The organism is Pseudomonas izuensis, from assembly GCF_002356535.2.
In the GTDB taxonomy this organism is placed as follows: Bacteria; Pseudomonadota; Gammaproteobacteria; order Pseudomonadales; family Pseudomonadaceae; genus Aquipseudomonas; species Aquipseudomonas izuensis.
The window spans coordinates 4212177-4229073 of record NZ_AP017423.2 but is presented as its reverse complement, the minus strand read 5'-3'; the positions used below and the strand labels follow the sequence as shown (position 1 = coordinate 4229073).

Sequence of the window (16897 nt, the reverse complement as noted above, 5' to 3'; positions counted from 1 at the left end):
CAATGAATGCGACGCAGAGGCGCACAGTACTGGTTATGGCTCAATAAACGCTTGCCCGCAAAAACTTATGAAGACGAGTTGAACGACGGTCGTCAGATTGAAGTGCAGGCGCGCATCACGCCGGCGGGGATGACCCAAGTCTTTATTGGCGTCTACGACGCCGATGGTGGCGCGGTTTTCGAAGGGTTTCAGGACCGCAGTTTCCGCGAACCGCTCGCTTGCGCGTTGAAGTGGGGCGCATTGCGAGCCCGGGAAATCGTCCTGGAGACCCAGCCATTCGTGGCGCCTCACCGCCCGCAACTGACCTTGAGTCCGCTGATCACCGACGAGGCGATACTGGCCTTGCGGCGGATGGAAATGACCGACAGCGAGCGGTTGAAAATCAAGGCCAGCGATGCCCTGGCTGAATACCGGGCCGCCCATTCGGCCATGCTCGACCTGATGCGCTCGACGACCTCGGTCGACCCGCAGGTCTGGACCGAAAGCCGTGAGCGGCTACGACAGGCCATTGACCGCCGGGTCTGGGTCCAGCGCGGCTACCTGCCTTGAGTACCCCCCCTTGTAGGAGCTGGCTTGCCAGCGAAAGCATTCTTTCAAGCGATGAATGTGTCGACTGACAGTCCGCTTTCGCTGCTGTGCGGCGATCCGACGGGCCAGCTCCTACAGGGGGTTAGCGATTACCCGCGTTTGGGTAACGTCCAGTTTGGCCGGATGAAGTGGCAGGTGTAGCCGTTGGGGTAGTGTTCGAGATAATCCTGGTGTTCAGGCTCCGCTTCCCAGAACGGTCCGGCGGGCTCGATCTCGGTGACGACCTTGCCGGGCCAGAGGCCGGAAGCTTCGACGTCCGCAACGGTGTCTTCAGCGACTTGTCGTTGTTCATCGCTCAGGTAATAGAGTGCCGAGCGATAGCTCGTCCCCAGGTCGTTGCCCTGGCGATTTTTGGTGGTCGGGTCGTGGATCTGGAAGAAGAATTCGAGAATCTGCCGATAACTGATCTGCCGCGGGTCGAAGACGATCTCGATCGCCTCGGCGTGGGTGCCGTGGTTGCGGTAGGTGGCATTGGGCACATCGCCGCCCGAGTAACCGACCCGCGTGGCAAGCACGCCCGGGTAGCGTCGCAACAGATCCTGCATGCCCCAGAAGCAGCCGCCGGCGAGGATGGCGGTTTCGGTGTTCGTCGTCATGGTGCGCACCTCCCATCAGTGAACGGCCTCGTTGAGCGAGGCCATCAGACCCTCATTGCATTTTGCTGTGATCCATCTTGCTGTGATCCATGCTGCCGTGGTCCATCGCGCCGAGCGAACGGGCTTCGGCCTCGACCTTGATCGTCTCTTTCTCACCCTTGGCGTTTTCCACGGTCAGGGTCAGGGGCACTTTGCTGCCTTCTGCTACCTGGGCCGTCAGGTCCATCAACATGACGTGGTAGCCGTTGGGGCCCAGGCTCACCGGCTTGCCGGCCGGCAACGCCACGGATTCGACCTGACCCATGCGCATCACATCGTCTTTCATGCTCATTTCGTGGATCTGTGCAGTCTTGGCGACGGGCGACTGCACGCTGAGCAGCTTGCTGTCCGTATCGGCCTGCAGGGTCATGAAGGCGCCGGTCGAATGCTGACCGGCCACCGTGGCGCGGACCCAGGCGTCACTGACCTGGGTTTGCGCGCACGCCTGCCAGGCCAGGCCGATCAGGGAAAGGCCCAGCGCCAGCTGTTTGATACGGTTCGGGAACAACGAAGTCATCAGCAGACCTCCATGACGGTGAGCAGGTCTTCTGCGCACTCTTGAGCGGTAAGGGACGCGGACAGGCCCAGGCGCAGATTGCCTCGGGAGTCGAATACGTAGCTGGTCGCGGTATGGGACAGGGTGTAGGTGTCGCCGCTCGGCACTTTCTCGAAGAATACGCCGAACTCTTTGGCAACGGCGGCGGTTTCTTCCAGTGTGCCGGACAGTGCTTCGAAGCTGGGATCGAAGGCCTTGACGTATTTGTCGAGCATTTGCGGGGTGTCGCGCTCGGGGTCCAGGGTGATGAAGATCACCTGCAGGCGGTCGCCATCGCGGCCCATCAGCTTCTTCGCCTGGGCAGCACGGGCCAGGGTCGTCGGGCAGACGGCCGGGCATTGGGTGAACCCGAAGAAAATCATCGGCATCAGGCCCCGGTAGCTACCGAGCATCCGGGTTTCGCCGTCGGCGTCCTTGAGCTTGAAGTTACGCCCCATGATCTTGTCGCTCAGGTCCTTGCCGTACTTGAACGACAGCTTGCTGCTGCCATCGCAACCGGCGAGCAGGCCAAGGCTCAGCAGGCTCATGCCCTGCAGGACCGTGCGACGGGAATACAACGTACTCATGGAAATAAAGCTTCCTGTGTAGCGACAGAAAAAACACAGTGCCTGACGCATCAGGCGGAAAAAAGCGCAGGGATGTTAACAAACTGTTGCCCAATCGCGCTTAATCGGTCGCCCGAAGGTCCTGCGCCAAAAGGTCGCGGGGGCTTGTCTACACGAAAATACAAAGGAACCGCGCGCTGACACATTGCAGATACATTCGTGGGGTTCCATGGTGGCGTCCAATACCCATTGAGAGCATTGCCATGTTCCGTCAATTGCAACAGGCCGCCAGTTTCTTCCGCCAGAGCGCACGGTTAATGGTGGGCGTTCCCGATTACGACAACTACGTCGCGCAAATGGCGCTCAAATCTCCGGGTGAGCCGGTGATGAGTTACGAGGCGTTTTTCCGTGAGCGCCAGGAAGCGCGGTTTGGCCGGGGCAAGTGCAATACGCGGTGCTGCTGAAAGGTTGATGTTGTCCATGGATGTATAAAACACCAATAAAACTGTGGCGAGGGAGCAAGCTCCCTCGCCACAGGTTTTTTGGGGGACCTGAATTTACGTGCACTTTTATAAAGCGCAAAGACCGATAACGTGCACCAGCGCGCAGCGATTTGTTCGTCCACCTGCGTGCCATTCATACCCTGCCAATCGCATCAAACCCGCCTGAATCAACGTCTTCCCAGCCCTGATCCATACACTGGCACAAACCCTGCAAAGACCCCCTCAAGTCCATCTAACTAGGCGGACAGCCCGCTCGGTCAACGACGATCGATCAACCGCACAGGTCGTGGGCAATATCGGTGGACCGGGCATGGCCGTCTGGTTTCAACACCGCAAGAGAACAGGCAAAGACGCCTGGAACCGCAAGGTTTCAGGCGTTTTTTTTTGCTTTTTGAACGAGCAGGGTCATTTATGAATTGCACTGTAGCCACGTTGAACAAGCTGCAAACGCTGGTTGTGATCGGCAATGGCATGGTCGGCCATCATTGTGTCGAGCAGTTGATCGAGCGCGGCGCCCTCGGGCGCTATCGTCTGCACGTTTTCAGCGAAGAGCCGATGCGCGCCTACGACCGTGTGCATCTGTCCGAATACTTCACCGGTCGCGATGCCGAATCGCTGGCGCTGAGTGACGCCTCGTTGTACCAGACGCCCGGCGTCACGCTGCACCTGGGTATGCCGGTGCTGGAAATCGACCGCGCACGACGCGAAGTCATCACCGCCCAGGGTTGCGTGGCCTACGACAAACTGATCATGGCCACCGGTTCTTATCCGTTCGTGCCAGCGATTGAAGGTGCCGAAGGCGATTCGCGACTGGTCTACCGCACCCTTGAAGACCTCGATGCCATCCGTGCCGCGGCGGCCAATGCCCGGCGCGGTGTAGTGGTCGGTGGTGGCCTGCTCGGCCTGGAAGCCGCCAACGCCCTGAAAAGCCTGGGCCTTGAAGCCCACGTGGTGGAATTCGCGCCGCGCCTGATGCCGGTGCAATTGGATGATCTTGGCGGTCTGGCGCTCAAGGCACAGATCGAACGGCTGGGCGTCGGCGTGCACCTGTCCCGCGCCACGCAATCGATCAGTGCGGGGGAGCAGTACCGCTATCGGATGAATTTTGCCAACGACGAGTTCCTCGAAACCGACCTGGTAGTGTTCTCCGCCGGTATTCGCGCCCAGGATGCGCTGGCCCGCCAATGTGCTTTGGAGATCGGCCCGCGCGGTGGTGTGGTGATCGACGACACCTGCCTGAGTTGCGACCCGAACATCTACGCCATCGGTGAATGCGCTTCATGGAACGGCAGTCTGTTCGGCCTGGTTGCCCCCGGCTACCAGATGGCCCGCAGCGTCGCCGCGCGCCTGTGTGACGACGCTGCCGAGCCGTTCCGCGGCGCCGACATGTCGACCAAGCTCAAGTTGCTGGGTGTCGATGTCGGCTCCATCGGCGATGCCCATGCCCACACCCCGGGCGCCCGCAGCTATCAGTTCATCGACGAGACCACGGCCAGCTATCGGCGCCTGGTGGTGGATGCCAGTGGCAAGCAGGTGCTCGGTGCGGTGCTGATCGGCGACAACAGCTATTACGACACCCTGCTGCAATACATGCAGAACGCGATTGCCTTGCCGTCCGAACCGGCCGGCCTGATCCTGCCGTCGTCCGAAGGTGCGCCGACCCTGGGCCCAGGCGCCTTGCCGGAATCGGCCACGGTCTGTTCGTGCCACAACGTCACCAAGGGCGCCATCTGCTCGGCCATCGATGGCGGTTGCACCGACCTCGGCCTGCTCAAGTCGCAGACCAAGGCCTGCACCGGTTGTGGCGGTTGCGCCGGGCTGCTCAAGCAAGTCTTCGAGCATGAGTTGATTGCCCGTGGCGTCAGCGTCGACAAGAGCCTGTGCGAGCATTTCGCCTACACCCGTCAGGAACTGTATGCGCTGGTGCGGGTAGAAGGGGTGATCACCTTCGAAGAGCTGCTGGCCAAGCACGGTCGCGGGCACACCGGTTGCGATGTCTGCAAGCCGGCGGTGGGCTCGATCCTGGCGTCGTGCTGGAACCAGCCGATCATGGACCCGTCGCTGGTGCCGTTGCAGGACACCAACGACACCTTCATGGCCAACATGCAGAAAAACGGCACTTACTCGGTGGTGCCGCGCATTCCCGGTGGCGAAATCACCGCCGACAAGCTGATCGCCATCGGCGTGGTGGCGAAGAAATACGACCTCTACACCAAAATCACCGGCGGCCAGCGCATCGATTTGTTCGGCGCACAGTTGCATCAATTGCCGGACATCTGGGGCGAATTGATCGAAGCCGGCTTTGAAACCGGGCACGCCTACGGCAAATCGACCCGCACGGTGAAATCCTGCGTCGGCAGCACCTGGTGCCGGTACGGCGTGCAGGACAGCGTGCAAATGGCCCTGACGATCGAAGACCGTTACAAGGGCCTGCGTTCGCCGCACAAGCTCAAGTTCGCGGTGTCCGGTTGCACCCGTGAGTGCGCCGAAGCACAGAGCAAGGATGTGGGGGTGATCGCCACCGAGAAGGGCTGGAACCTCTACATCGCCGGCAACGGTGGCATGCGTCCGCGTCACGCCGAACTGTTCGCCACCGATCTGGATGATGCGACGCTGATCCGCTACATCGACCGCTTCCTGATGTTCTACATCCGCACCGCGGACAAGCTGCAGCGCACCTCGGTATGGCGCGAAAGCCTGGAGGGCGGCCTGGACTACCTCAAGGACGTGATCATCCACGACAGCCTGGGCCTGGGTGCTGAACTGGAGTCGCAGATGCAACTGGTGGTCAATCGTTATGAATGCGAGTGGGCCAACGCCCTCAAAGACCCGGAAAAACTCAAGCGCTTCCGTACCTTCGTCAACGACAAACGCCCGGACCCGGACATCCACTTTGTCCACGAACGCGGCCAACGGCGCCCGATCATGGCCGCCGAACTCAACCTGATCCCTGTCACCGAGGAGAACGTCTGATGAATCAGTCCAATACCCAACGCGTTGAAACCGGTTTGTCTGCCACCTGGCAATCGGTGTGCAGCCAGCAGGATCTGGTGAACGACTCTGGCGTGGTGGTGTGGCTGGACGGTGCGCAGGTGGCGCTGTTCTACCTGCCGGGCATCGAGGGCAAAAACCTCTACGCCATCGACAACCACGACCCGCAATCGGGGGCCAATGTCATCGGTCGCGGCCTGGTCGGCAGCATCAAGGGCGACCTGGTGGTGGCTTCGCCCATCTACAAGCAGCACTTTCGCCTAGAGGACGGCAGTTGCCTGGAGTACCCGCAACAGCGTTTGCGGGTGTGGCCGGTGCGGTTGAACGGGGGGAGGGTGGAAGTCGCAGTGGTGTGATTCCCCCCCCTGTGGGAGCGAGCCTGCTCGCGAAAGCAGTGTGTCAGTTGACAAAAATATTGACTGACACGGCTTCTTCGCGAGCAGGCTCGCTCCCACAGGAGAGCCCGTTCAACGCTATCTGACAGTTAAACCAATATCAGAATTTGAATGCTTGTCGTCCTACCAGTAACCATTTCCCGTGTTGCTTCTGCCAGATCTGCAAGTTCTCGATTTCGGTGGGAACCACTTCGGTACCCTTGAGGGCCTGGGCCGAAAAGTGATGGCGGACCAGTGCGACATCACCGGAGACCGTGATGGTCTGGTTCTGCATCTCGAGGGTTTTGAACGCGCTTTTGCCGGTTTCGATGTCGGCGATGAAGGCTTGCTTGTCCTGGATCTTGCCGCTGGAATGCCCGTAGGTCAGGTTCTCGGCGGTCAATGCCTGAAGTTGCGCAATGTTCTTGTGCAGCATGGCGTCGGTCAGATGGTCGACGGCTTGCGCGACATCCTTGTCACTCGACGAGGACGCGGCTGCGACATAGCCGCTGAACAGGCAGAGAAAGCCGATCAGCACTTTGACTTTTTTCATGGGAGTTTCCTTGTTGTTGTAGGTTGTCGTACAACCTAGCAGATTTCCCCTGAAATGGAAGATGGCGGGCAGGGGATTGATGGAAGACGACACCTACCGCATGTCGTAAAAACCGTAAAACCCGGTTGCAGGCTTTCAGTAACCGCCGTGACCCGCCGATAACGTCTTCAGCAATGGGCTTTCTTTAGGATGATGAAGCCACCCAAACGATAGACGTGCGAAAAGAGGAACCACAGAGTGTCCATAAAACTGCGTTTACTGTTACTGATCGGCACCGGCGTGCTCACCGCATTGATCATGGGCATGGTCAGTTACCTGGGAAATAGCCAGATGGCGGGAGCAGTGCAGGCCAACGACGTTGGCATGACCGCACTGCGCAATCATCTTGAGGCCGACATGATGCACGATGCGCTGCGCGCCGATGTGCTGTCGGCGATGCTGGTGGGCTTGGGCAAAAGCACCAGCAGCAAGGCCGAGGTGCGCAGCTCCATCGAGGAGCACACCGCGCACTTTCGTGAAGTGCTCGGCGAAAACCTCAAATTGCCGGTCAACGACACCCTGAAAACCGCGCTGAACCAGATCAAGCCCAGTCTCGATACCTACATCAGTGCCACCGAGCGCATTGTTGGCCTGGCCCTGGAAAACCCCGAGGCCGCGCAAAAGGAATTGAGCACCTTCAACAGCGCGTTCAGCCAATTGGAAAACCAGATGGCGGCCCTCAGCGAGCTGATTGAAAACAACACCCAGCACACCAGCCAGGGCACGGCGCAGGCCATCAGCAATGCCAACCTCACGGTCGGCGTTGTGCTCATCGTCAGCCTCCTGCTCCTGCTGGTGCTGGGTCGTTCGGCCATTGTCAGCATCTTGGGGCCGTTGCAGACCGCCAGCCGCATTGCCGAAAGCATCGCCCACGGCAATCTCAGCGAGCCAATCGTCGAGAGCCAGCGCAACGACGAAGCCGGTCAATTGATTCGCAGCCTGGCCACCATGCAGCGGGATTTGCGCGGCATGATCGAAGTGGTGCGCAGCAACGCCCATGGCGTCAGCGGCATGAGTGAACGATTGAGCAACGGCTGCCACGAAGTCGCGGGCAGCAGCCAGCAACAAAGCGTCGCGGCCAGCACCATGGCCGCGGCCGCCAGCGAAATGACCGCGAGCATCGAGGAAATCACCCGGCATGCCGAGCGCGCGCTGAACATGGCCAACCAGGCCGAGGCGCTGGCCAAGGATGGCGGGCGGGTGATCCATCAGGTGGTCAACGACATGGACGGCATCGCCCGTTCGGCGCAGCAATCGGCGCAGGTGATTCGTACGCTGGACAAGGATTCCGAAGCGATTTTCAGCATCATCCAGGTGATCAAGGGCATCGCCGATCAGACCAACCTGCTGGCGCTGAACGCCGCCATCGAAGCCGCCCGCGCCGGTGAGCAGGGGCGCGGGTTTGCCGTGGTGGCCGACGAAGTGCGCAGCCTCGCCGGACGCACCAGCGCCTCCACCCAGGAAATCGCCGCCATGGTCTCGCGCATCCAGCAGAGCACCCGCGAGGCGGTGACCAGCATGGAGGCGGGCGTGGCCCAGGTCGACAAAGGCATGGCGGTGACCGCCGATGTTGAACGCGCCATCCGCGAAATCCTCGACGCCACGCTCAATACCACGCAACTGGTCAACGACATCAGCCGCACCATCGGCGAGCAGAGCCTGGCCAGCAACGAAATCGCCCATCAGGTGGAGATGATTGCCGGCATGTCCGAAGGCACCAGCAAGGTGATAGGGCAGACGGCTTCGACGACCGATGAGTTGTCTTCGTTGGCTGGAAAACTGTCGCAGTCGGTGGATCGGTTTCGATTGTGATTCGTGAAATGCAGACTCTGTAGGCGCCGGCTTGCCGGCGAAGGGGCCATCAGTTTTTCGGTGCTCTCAAGGCCGCCTTCGCTGGCAAGCCAGCTCCTACAGTGATCTGGGTGAATCACAGTTTTGTGATCACCCTGAAACCCTGTGGGAGCGGGCTTGCCCGCGAAGGGACCATTGGATTTTGCGGCGTTCCAGAGTACGCCTTCGCTGGCAAGCCAGCTCCTACAGATACTTATCAGTCACAGCCCCCTCCGAGGCACTGGACACCGTCTTCGCATACTTGGCCAACACCCCGCGTTTGTATTTGGATTCGGGCCGCACCCAACGGGTCTTGCGCTGCGCCAGTTCGGTGTCCGACACATCCATGGTGATCTGCCGGGTTTCGGCGTCGATGGTGATCTTGTCACCGTCTTCGATCAACGCAATCGGCCCGCCTTCAAAGGCTTCCGGTGTGATGTGCCCTACCACGAAGCCATGGGAGCCGCCGGAAAAACGGCCATCGGTGATCAGCGCCACATCCTTGCCCAGCCCCTTGCCCATCACTGCCGAAGTGGGTGAGAGCATTTCGCGCATGCCCGGCCCGCCCTTGGGCCCTTCGTAGCGAATCACGATCACATCGCCGGCCTGCACTTCGCCATTGAGAATGCCGGCCAGTGCGCCTTCCTCGCCGTGATAAACCCGCGCCGTGCCTTCAAAGCGCAGGCCCTCCTTGCCGGTGATCTTGGCCACCGCGCCGGTGGGCGAGAGGTTGCCGCGCAAAATCACCAGGTGCGAGTCCTTTTTGATCGGCTGGTCGAAGGGCAGGATCACGTCCTGGCCAGCGGGGTAGTCGGGCACGCTTTCGAGGTTCTCCGCCAGGGTCTTGCCGGTGACGGTCAGCACATCGCCGTGCAGCATACCGGCCGCGAGCATGCGCTTCATCAAGGGCTGGATGCCGCCAATGGCCACCAGCTCGCTCATCATGTATTTGCCGCTGGGGCGCAGGTCGGCCACCACCGGCGACACCTTGCCCAGTTCGACGAAGTCATCCAGGGTCAGTTCGACATCCACCGCGTGGGCCATCGCCAACAGATGCAACACGGCATTGGTGGAGCCGGCGAGGGCGATCACCACGCGAATGGCGTTTTCGAAGGCCTTGCGGGTCATGATGTCCCGTGGCTTGAGGTCGAGTTTGAGCAGCTCCATGACCTGCTGCCCGGCGCGGAAACTGTCCGAAGCCTTGTCGCTGCCGACGGCGTCCTGGGAGCTGGAGCCGGGCAGGCTCATGCCCAGTGCTTCGATGGCCGAGGCCATGGTGTTGGCGGTGTACATGCCGCCGCAGGAACCGGGGCCGGGAATCGCCACTTCCTCGATCTGCTTGACCTGGATCTCGCTGATGTCCCCGCGCGCGTGCTGGCCCACGGCTTCGAACACGGAAATGATGTCGGTGTGGCCGGCACCCGGGCGGATGGTGCCGCCATAGACGAAGATCGACGGGCGATTGAGCCGCGCCATGCCGATCAGGCAGCCCGGCATGTTCTTGTCGCAACCTCCCACGGTCACCAGCCCGTCGAAGCCTTCGCAACCGGCCACCGTCTCGATGGAGTCGGCGATCACCTCCCGCGACACCAGTGAATACTTCATGCCTTCAGTGCCGTTGGCGATGCCGTCGGAAATGGTGATGGTGTTGAAGATCACGCCTTTGGCGCCCGCGGCATTCGCGCCTTTTTCGGCCTCGATCGCCAGTTTGTCGATGTGCATGTTGCACGGCGTGACCATCGCCCAGGTCGAGGCGATGCCGATCTGCGGCTTGGTGAAGTCTTCATCGGTAAAACCCACGGCACGCAGCATGGACCGGGCCGGTGCGGCTTCGACGCCATCGACCACTTCTGAGGAATATTTGCGCAGATCGTCTTTGTCGCTCATGGCTTTTCCTCACAGGCTCAACTGAAGACCCCTGAGTATAGTCGCCCGTTCGCCGTGACCTGTAGGAGCTGGCTTGCCAGCGAAAGCGTCCTCAAATGCGATACAACACTCGCCTTGGCCTTCGCCAGCAAGCCGGTTCCTACAGGATCGAGGGGCTGGCGACAGATCAGTGTCTGGACCAAGCAGTCGTGAACAGACGCGCGGGTTTGCCGTGTCGTGATATTCTTCGCCCCAACTTGGTTTGACCTATTCAGTTTGCGCGTCCTCGAGATGCGCCAACGGAATCACTGTCGCTCAAGTAGCTGAAGCCAAAAAAGATAAAAAGTCAGTTCAGTAGGGACATATAACTGGGGTCGATGCAGTTCGTCGGCCTTGTGTGCCCACCCTGCGAAACTTATGACCAGGCACCCACGACATTTGCCTGAATGCCGTGAAGCACGGGGCCTGTGGGATAGGGATCAAAAGGGCGGATGACGTTTTATCAAAGGTGTTACAGATGTTTAAGAAAGTGAACACAGCCCTGCTGGGGCTGGCGTTGTCGTTGGGGATCACGACAGCCCAGGCTGAAGAAGCCAAGAAAGTCGATGTGCTGCTGATTGGCGGCGGCATCATGAGTGCAACCCTGGGTGTGTGGCTCAATGAGCTGGAACCCGGCACTTCGATGCAAATGATCGAGCGCCTCGACGGCGTCGCCCTGGAAAGCTCCAACGGCTGGAACAATGCCGGTACCGGTCACTCCGCCCTGGCCGAGCTGAACTACACGCCGGAAGACGAAAACGGCAAGGTCTCGATCCCTAAAGCCGTTGAAATCAACGAAGCCTTCCAGATCTCCCGCCAGTTCTGGGCGTGGCAGGTCCAGCAAGGCGTGCTGAAAAACCCGCGTTCGTTCATCAACTCCACACCGCACATGAGCTTTGTGTGGGGCGATGACAACATCAAGTTCCTGAAAAAGCGCTACGAAGCCCTGCAAGCGAGCCCGCTGTTCGCCGGCATGCAGTACTCCGAAGACCCGGCTGTGATCAAGAAGTGGGTTCCGCTGATGATGGAAGGGCGTGACCCGAACCAGAAAATCGCGGCCACCTGGAGCCCGCTCGGCACCGACATGAACTTCGGCGAAATCACCCGCCAGTTCGTTGCCCACCTGCAAACCACACCGAAATTCGACTTGAAGCTGTCCAGCGAAGTGCAGGACATCACCCGGAACCAGGATGGCAGCTGGCGCGTCAGCTACAAAAACCTGAAAGACGGCAGCAAAACCGAAACCGACGCCAAGTTCGTGTTCATCGGTGCCGGCGGCGGTGCCCTGCACCTGCTGCAGAAGTCAGGCATTCCTGAAGCTCGCGAATACGCAGGCTTCCCGGTAGGCGGCTCGTTCCTCGTGACCGATAACCCGGCCATCGCCGAGCAACACTTGGCCAAGGCCTATGGCAAAGCCTCTGTTGGCGCACCGCCGATGTCGGTTCCGCACCTGGACACCCGCGTGCTCGATGGCAAGCGCGTGATCCTGTTTGGCCCATTCGCCACCTTCAGCACCAAGTTCCTGAAAGAAGGTTCGTACCTGGACCTGCTGACCACCACCACCACGCACAACGTGTGGCCGATGACCAAGGTTGGCATCAAGGAATACCCGCTGGTGGAGTACCTGGCCGGCCAACTGATGCTGTCGGATGAAGACCGCCTCAACGCCCTGAAGGAATACTTCCCGAACGCCAAGGCCGAAGACTGGCGCCTGTGGCAAGCGGGCCAGCGCGTGCAGATCATCAAGCGTGACGAAGCCGCCGGTGGCGTGCTGAAACTGGGCACCGAAATCGTCGCTTCGCAAGACGGCAGCATCGCCGGCTTGCTGGGCGCGTCCCCAGGCGCCTCGACCGCTGCACCGATCATGCTGACCGTGATCCAGAAGGTGTTCAAGGACAAGGTTGCGACACCTGAGTGGCAGGAAAAACTGCACCAGATCGTGCCGAGCTACGGCACCCAGCTGAACAACGACCCGGCCAAAGTGGCCGAGGAGTGGGCCTACACCGCCAAGGTGCTGGAACTGCCTGCGCCGCCGGTGATTGGCCAGGTGGCGGCTCCGGCTGCTCCGGCTGAGAAGGCCAAGCCAGTGAAAGAGAGTGCAGCGGCTGATATGGCGCTGTAATTCGGTTGTCCCGCCATTGTGGTGGGACTGACTGAAAGGCAAAAAGAAAGCCCGCTGAACCGGTGACGGTCAGCGGGCTTTTTTGTGGGTGGGCTATATGAGTTTTCATGTGCTCACCGCGGTACCTGTGGGAGCTGGCTTGCCAGCGATGGCGGCCTGACAGCCGACCTGTCTCTATGCTGACCGAGTACATATCCATTGCTGCGGTAACGGCCACTTATGGTTTCGCCCTTACGGCGAGTCCCTTTGGCAAACGCCCCAAAGGAACCAAAGGTCTCGCCCCAGCGTCCGGCCCCTCGCCAAGGCTCGGGGTTCCTTCGCTCCGGCATCCATCCGGGGACACTGCCCTCCGGTTGGCTTCGCTGCACCTACATGCAGCGTGTTCGACTGCGTCGAACGGCGCTTCGCGCCACTCCCCGGATGAACACCTCCACTCAGCCTCCCGAAGGGGCGGGTGGATCAAAATCAAAAGCGGCAGGCGAGCTAACGCTCGGCCTGTTGAGTGGTGAGAAGCAGATGTACACCGTCCACTGTGGGAGCTGGCTTGCCAGCGATGGCGGCCTCACAGCCAACCTGAGTTTGCGGATGAACGCGTTCCCCTGTAGGAGCGAGCCTGCTCGCGATGGACGTCAACGATAACGCGCACCATCCAGACTTGCGCTTGCCAGGCCCTCTCGTTAACCTTCGCGGCGTCGCTGCCAATTCAGCGATCGGGTGTGGTAGCCCGACTTCATAGGAGCCCAGTCTATTTGGAGTTCCAGTATGCTCAATGAAAACTCAAATCCATCTGCAACTGTTAAGTCCCCCGAAACCGATCCACTAACCCCACCGCCAAAGCCAGCCATGGCCGAACGCCGCCCCAATCCCATCTTCACCATCGCCCCCGACGTCAACAACGAAACCCTCCTGGTTCACGCGTGCGAAACCTTGGCCTCGGCCAGTGTCATGGCCAGTGAACTGGCGTTTATCCTCGAAGGCCCCAAATGCAATCTGGCCCTGGGGATTCAGCAGATGATTTCTCTCGCCGAGTTGTCGGTGAATCGAGTGCTGGATCACGTTGATCCGCAATAAAGAAAACCCGCTGAACCGGTGACGGTCAGCGGGATTGCTGTGGCCTGTGCCGCCGTCTTCGCTGCGATGCGGCGACCCGACAAGCCAGCTCCTACAGTGACGCGTTTTCCCGGACGAATTCTCCATCTGATCCGTATTTTTCAGCGCTTTCTGCCTCTGTAATGCACTCAGTTTGCGTCGCACAATTACGACACGTTCCGCGCCTGAAACCGCGGTGCACCGCAAACTCAATGTGTAGGGGGCCTTATGGGCAAGATGGCGATTTTTCTGGGTGGCTTTCTGGTGCTGACTATTTTGATTGGCGTGCTGGCGACGATTTCGCCGGTATAAGGGAGGGCGCGCGGGCTGATCCGGGATTTTCACAAGCCCGTCTGGGCACCAGTAGCCAGTGGCAGCCCCGAGCGAAGCTGCCACGCCCTCAGGGTCAGTTAGGGATCGGAATGTTCACACCTTCCTTCTGCAGGTCTTCGCGCACCGACTGGAATTTCTGGTACTTGGAAATTTCAACCGGGCCGTCATAGGTCATGCTCTGCATCTTGCGAGGCGGATATTTGGCGTAGGTCTTCATGAGCTTGTCGATGGCCTGGCTGATCGGAACCATGGTCCAGGTGCGTTCGGTGATGTTGCTCATGAAAATGTCATAGCGCTCCTGTGGGTCCTGATACAGGTCGAAGACCTGCGGTACCGTCGCCACGTATTTCGCAGCGCCTTTCCAGCCCAGGTTGGTGTCCACGGCCAGGCCGCCTGTCGGGGCGCCATCGTCGCCACGCAAGTTGAACACGGCTTTGTAGTTGCCCACACGGGCAGCTCCCGGGGACAGCTCGTTTTCGGTGAAGTAGAACCACTCTTTGCGTGGATCGGGACCGGTGCCCTTCAACACCGGGGTCATGTCATAGCTGTCGAAGACGATCGGCTGACCTTCGCGATCTTTCTCCGGCAGTTTGATCCCGGCTACCGAGGCGAACGTCGCCATCAGATCCAGGCCACCGATGATGTCGTGGTTTTTGGCGTTCGCCTTGATCTGGCCGGGCCAGACCATGATCGCCGGCACCCGGTTGCCCCCTTCGCGCACCGTACCCTTGGTGCCCCGGAATGGCGTGTAACCGGCATCCGGATAAACGTCCTGCCAGGCGCCGTTATCGGTGGTGTAAACCACCAGGGTGTTCTTATCCAACCCCAGCGCTTTCAACTTGTCCATGATGTGCCCGATACGGGTGTCGAGCTCGACGATCGAGTCGGCGTACTTCGTCTTGGAGATCGACTTGTGGACGAACTCCGGAGCGGGCAGGTTGGGTTGATGCACTTTCATGAAGTTGACGTTGATAAAGAACGGCTTGTCGGATTTGGCCGCGCTGTCGAGGAACTCCAGTGCCGCTTTCTCGACATAGCTGTCGAAGATCGGAATCCCGACCACACCCGGCTTGCCATCCACCACCGGCGTATCCACGTATTGTCCGTTGATCTTGAATTCCTCGACCGCCTTTTCCCCCGCCTTGGCGGACAACGCGCCTTTGGTCACTTGGGCGAACATGGCGCGGGTCTCCGGATCCATGTCGGGGAACCAGGTGGGATCGGCGTATGTGTAGGCATTGAGGTGGTAAAGGCCGGCGTATTTCATGACGTCGTAACCTTGCGCATTGGGCAGTGCGTAGTCGGCCTCGCCCAAGTGCCATTTGCCGGTGAAATAGGTTTCGTAACCACCGGTTTTCAGCACGGAGGCCAGTGTCCACTCAGCCGCTGGCAAACCGCCGCCCTGACCCTGGAACGCCACCGTGGTCATGCCGCTGCGGTTGGGGATACGCCCGGTCTGCATCGCGGCCCGGCCCGGCGTGCAGCTGGGTTGGGCATAGAAGGAATAGAAGGTGGTGCCTTCTGCCGCCAGTTGATCGATGCTGGGCGTCGGCATGCCTCGACCGACACCGCCGCCATAAGGGCCGAGGTCACCGTAGCCGGTGTCGTCGGAGACGATAAACAGGATGTTGGGTTTTTCGGTTTGTGCTGCCTGGGCAACGTTGATTGCCATTAACAATGAGCATGCCAGGTAAAGCCTGGGGCGGTGCGAGAACCTGTTCATAAGGGTTTTCCTTTCTCTGGTTCCGATCCGTGTTGCAGGTCGCCCCAGTATCGAGGGCAAAACAACAGGACCTTCGTGAGTAACCCCCCAACTTTTAGCCTGGACGGTTCAAGGAAACCCTTTAACGACTGGATCGAATCCCGCGTACCGTTCAAGGCGCCCGTAATAGCCTAGTACGGTGTTTTCGTCGCGCTTGTGACCAGCGGTGTAATTCAGTGTCATTCGTCGCATAGGCTGGATTGAAAAAATCCGGCAAGTTTTATTCTCGAAGGGCTTCCATCAAGGGTTGCACCCATTGATCGCCTTCGAGCCCGACTTACAAGGGGCGCGGCGTTAACCTTTTGAATTCGTCAGGTCTTTCTCAAGGTGATCAAGCAGCGATGCCAGCCTCAGTTCGGCATCGGCCAGCGCCTGTTCGGATGCGACTTGCCAGACAGGGGCGATTTCGAGCAAATCAGGTTCGGATTCGGCCCGCAGGCACCATTGATGATGATCGTGCCACGAGCCAAGGGACGCCTGTACCGACTTCAGTTCAGCCCTGGATTTAGCCTTGAGCGGTGACAATGCCGGAAAAGCATCGGTGAGGTATCTCGCGTTTTTCACGATGATCCTCAGTTCGTGCCGGTCAAAATCCTTGTCCCGAAGACCGGCGATCAACTGAGTGATTCTTTTCTTAAGGGCATTCTGAACCTGGCGTTTGACATCGGCCAGTTCGCCGGCTCTCTCGGCCGTCCGGAACAACTCGGGCCACCGATCCAGTTCACCAAACAGTTTGTCGAGCTCCGGGCTGGCAACGATCTTGCGATACTGTTCTGTCAGGGATGCGCTGCGACTCATCGCCTGGTGCGGATAACCCATTTTCTGCAGTTCACCGATGATGACCTCCAGATCCCTCGTGGGGGTCGTCACGCTGCCGACTTCAGCCGCCGCCTGATTCAGCGCTGCAACCTCCGGCATGTTGCGCAGCGGACGCAAAAGGCTTCGAACTTTGCGAACCGCGATCCTCAGGTCGTGCAGGGCTTCGCTGTCGCTGTTGGCTTGCAACCGGGCGCGAGCGTGATAGAGGGAGACTTCCAGGGAGATGATCTTGGCCACGAAATCGTCGACAAAA

Annotated in this window: 14 protein-coding genes and 1 pseudogene; 8 read left to right on the top strand and 7 right to left on the bottom strand. The window is 59.9% G+C overall.

Translation table 11 applies throughout. The features are described from left to right. Nucleotides 1-6: 6 nt before the first annotated feature. Nucleotides 7-549, top strand: a complete 543-nt coding sequence (locus LAB08_RS18480; RefSeq protein ID WP_096510341.1) for a hypothetical protein — start codon at nt 7-9, stop codon at nt 547-549. A gap of 128 nt (nt 550-677) precedes the next feature. Here the strand turns inward: LAB08_RS18480 and msrA are convergent, their stop codons facing one another. Genes msrA through LAB08_RS18465 form a run of 3 tightly spaced genes read right to left on the bottom strand, consistent with a single transcriptional unit; the run spans nt 678 to nt 2345 of the window. Beyond that, nucleotides 678-1184 (bottom strand): peptide-methionine (S)-S-oxide reductase MsrA, encoded by a 507-nt coding sequence (gene msrA, locus LAB08_RS18475; protein ID WP_096510342.1) that lies wholly within the window; start codon nt 1182-1184, stop codon nt 678-680. Nucleotides 1185-1236: 52 nt separating this feature from the next. Beyond that, complete coding sequence (locus LAB08_RS18470; RefSeq protein WP_096510343.1) at nt 1237-1740, bottom strand: copper chaperone PCu(A)C; 504 nt, start codon at nt 1738-1740, stop codon at nt 1237-1239. Continuing rightward, nucleotides 1740-2345, bottom strand: coding sequence for an SCO family protein (locus LAB08_RS18465; RefSeq protein WP_096510344.1), 606 nt, complete (start codon nt 2343-2345; stop codon nt 1740-1742). The genes LAB08_RS18470 and LAB08_RS18465 overlap by 1 nt, the downstream gene beginning before the upstream one ends. A gap of 242 nt (nt 2346-2587) precedes the next feature. Here LAB08_RS18465 and LAB08_RS18460 point away from each other — a divergent pair, with 242 nt between their 5' ends. The 3 genes from LAB08_RS18460 (at nt 2588) to nirD (ending at nt 6174) form a co-directional block, all read left to right on the top strand. Further along, nucleotides 2588-2788 (top strand): YbdD/YjiX family protein, encoded by a 201-nt coding sequence (locus LAB08_RS18460; RefSeq protein WP_096510345.1) that lies wholly within the window; start codon nt 2588-2590, stop codon nt 2786-2788. Between the two features lie 450 nt (nt 2789-3238). Then, nucleotides 3239-5800: a nitrite reductase large subunit NirB gene (gene nirB, locus LAB08_RS18455; RefSeq protein WP_096510346.1), complete on the top strand. Its 2562-nt coding sequence runs from the start codon at nt 3239-3241 to the stop codon at nt 5798-5800. After that, nucleotides 5800-6174 (top strand): nitrite reductase small subunit NirD, encoded by a 375-nt coding sequence (gene nirD, locus LAB08_RS18450; protein ID WP_096510347.1) that lies wholly within the window; start codon nt 5800-5802, stop codon nt 6172-6174. Before nirB ends, nirD begins: the two co-directional genes overlap by 1 nt. Before the next feature lie 139 nt (nt 6175-6313). Here the strand turns inward: nirD and LAB08_RS18445 are convergent, their stop codons facing one another. Then, on the bottom strand, nt 6314-6745 hold the full coding sequence (locus LAB08_RS18445; RefSeq protein ID WP_096510348.1) for a nuclear transport factor 2 family protein: 432 nt from the start codon (nt 6743-6745) through the stop codon (nt 6314-6316). 237 nt (nt 6746-6982) lie between these two features. Here LAB08_RS18445 and LAB08_RS30800 point away from each other — a divergent pair. Then, nucleotides 6983-7738: pseudogene (locus LAB08_RS30800) on the top strand (MCP four helix bundle domain-containing protein); the annotation flags it as partial. Beyond that, a complete protein-coding gene (locus LAB08_RS30795; protein WP_425502578.1) occupies nt 7733-8596 on the top strand; it encodes a methyl-accepting chemotaxis protein in 864 nt (287 codons plus the stop codon). The pseudogene LAB08_RS30800 and the gene LAB08_RS30795, both read left to right, overlap by 6 nt. A 222-nt stretch (nt 8597-8818) precedes the next feature. Here LAB08_RS30795 and ilvD read toward each other — a convergent pair whose 3' ends face one another. Further along, complete coding sequence (ilvD, locus tag LAB08_RS18435; protein ID WP_096510350.1) at nt 8819-10501, bottom strand: dihydroxy-acid dehydratase; 1683 nt, start codon at nt 10499-10501, stop codon at nt 8819-8821. A 496-nt stretch (nt 10502-10997) separates the two neighbouring features. Between ilvD and mqo the strand changes: the two genes are divergently transcribed. Both mqo and LAB08_RS18425 read left to right on the top strand, forming a co-directional pair. Further along, nucleotides 10998-12641: a malate dehydrogenase (quinone) gene (mqo, locus tag LAB08_RS18430; RefSeq protein ID WP_096510351.1), complete on the top strand. Its 1644-nt coding sequence runs from the start codon at nt 10998-11000 to the stop codon at nt 12639-12641. 762 nt (nt 12642-13403) lie between these two features. Then, nucleotides 13404-13712 carry a DUF6124 family protein gene (locus LAB08_RS18425; RefSeq protein WP_096510352.1) on the top strand — a complete coding sequence of 103 codons (309 nt, stop codon included), beginning with the start codon at nt 13404-13406 and terminating at the stop codon, nt 13710-13712. A 424-nt stretch (nt 13713-14136) separates the two neighbouring features. Here LAB08_RS18425 and LAB08_RS18420 read toward each other — a convergent pair whose 3' ends face one another. Both LAB08_RS18420 and LAB08_RS18415 read right to left on the bottom strand, forming a co-directional pair. Continuing rightward, nucleotides 14137-15786 (bottom strand): arylsulfatase, encoded by a 1650-nt coding sequence (locus LAB08_RS18420; RefSeq protein ID WP_096510353.1) that lies wholly within the window; start codon nt 15784-15786, stop codon nt 14137-14139. A 333-nt stretch (nt 15787-16119) separates the two neighbouring features. Beyond that, nucleotides 16120-16881: a CHAD domain-containing protein gene (locus tag LAB08_RS18415; protein ID WP_254007475.1), complete on the bottom strand. Its 762-nt coding sequence runs from the start codon at nt 16879-16881 to the stop codon at nt 16120-16122. Between the last annotated feature and the right edge of the window lie 16 nt (nt 16882-16897).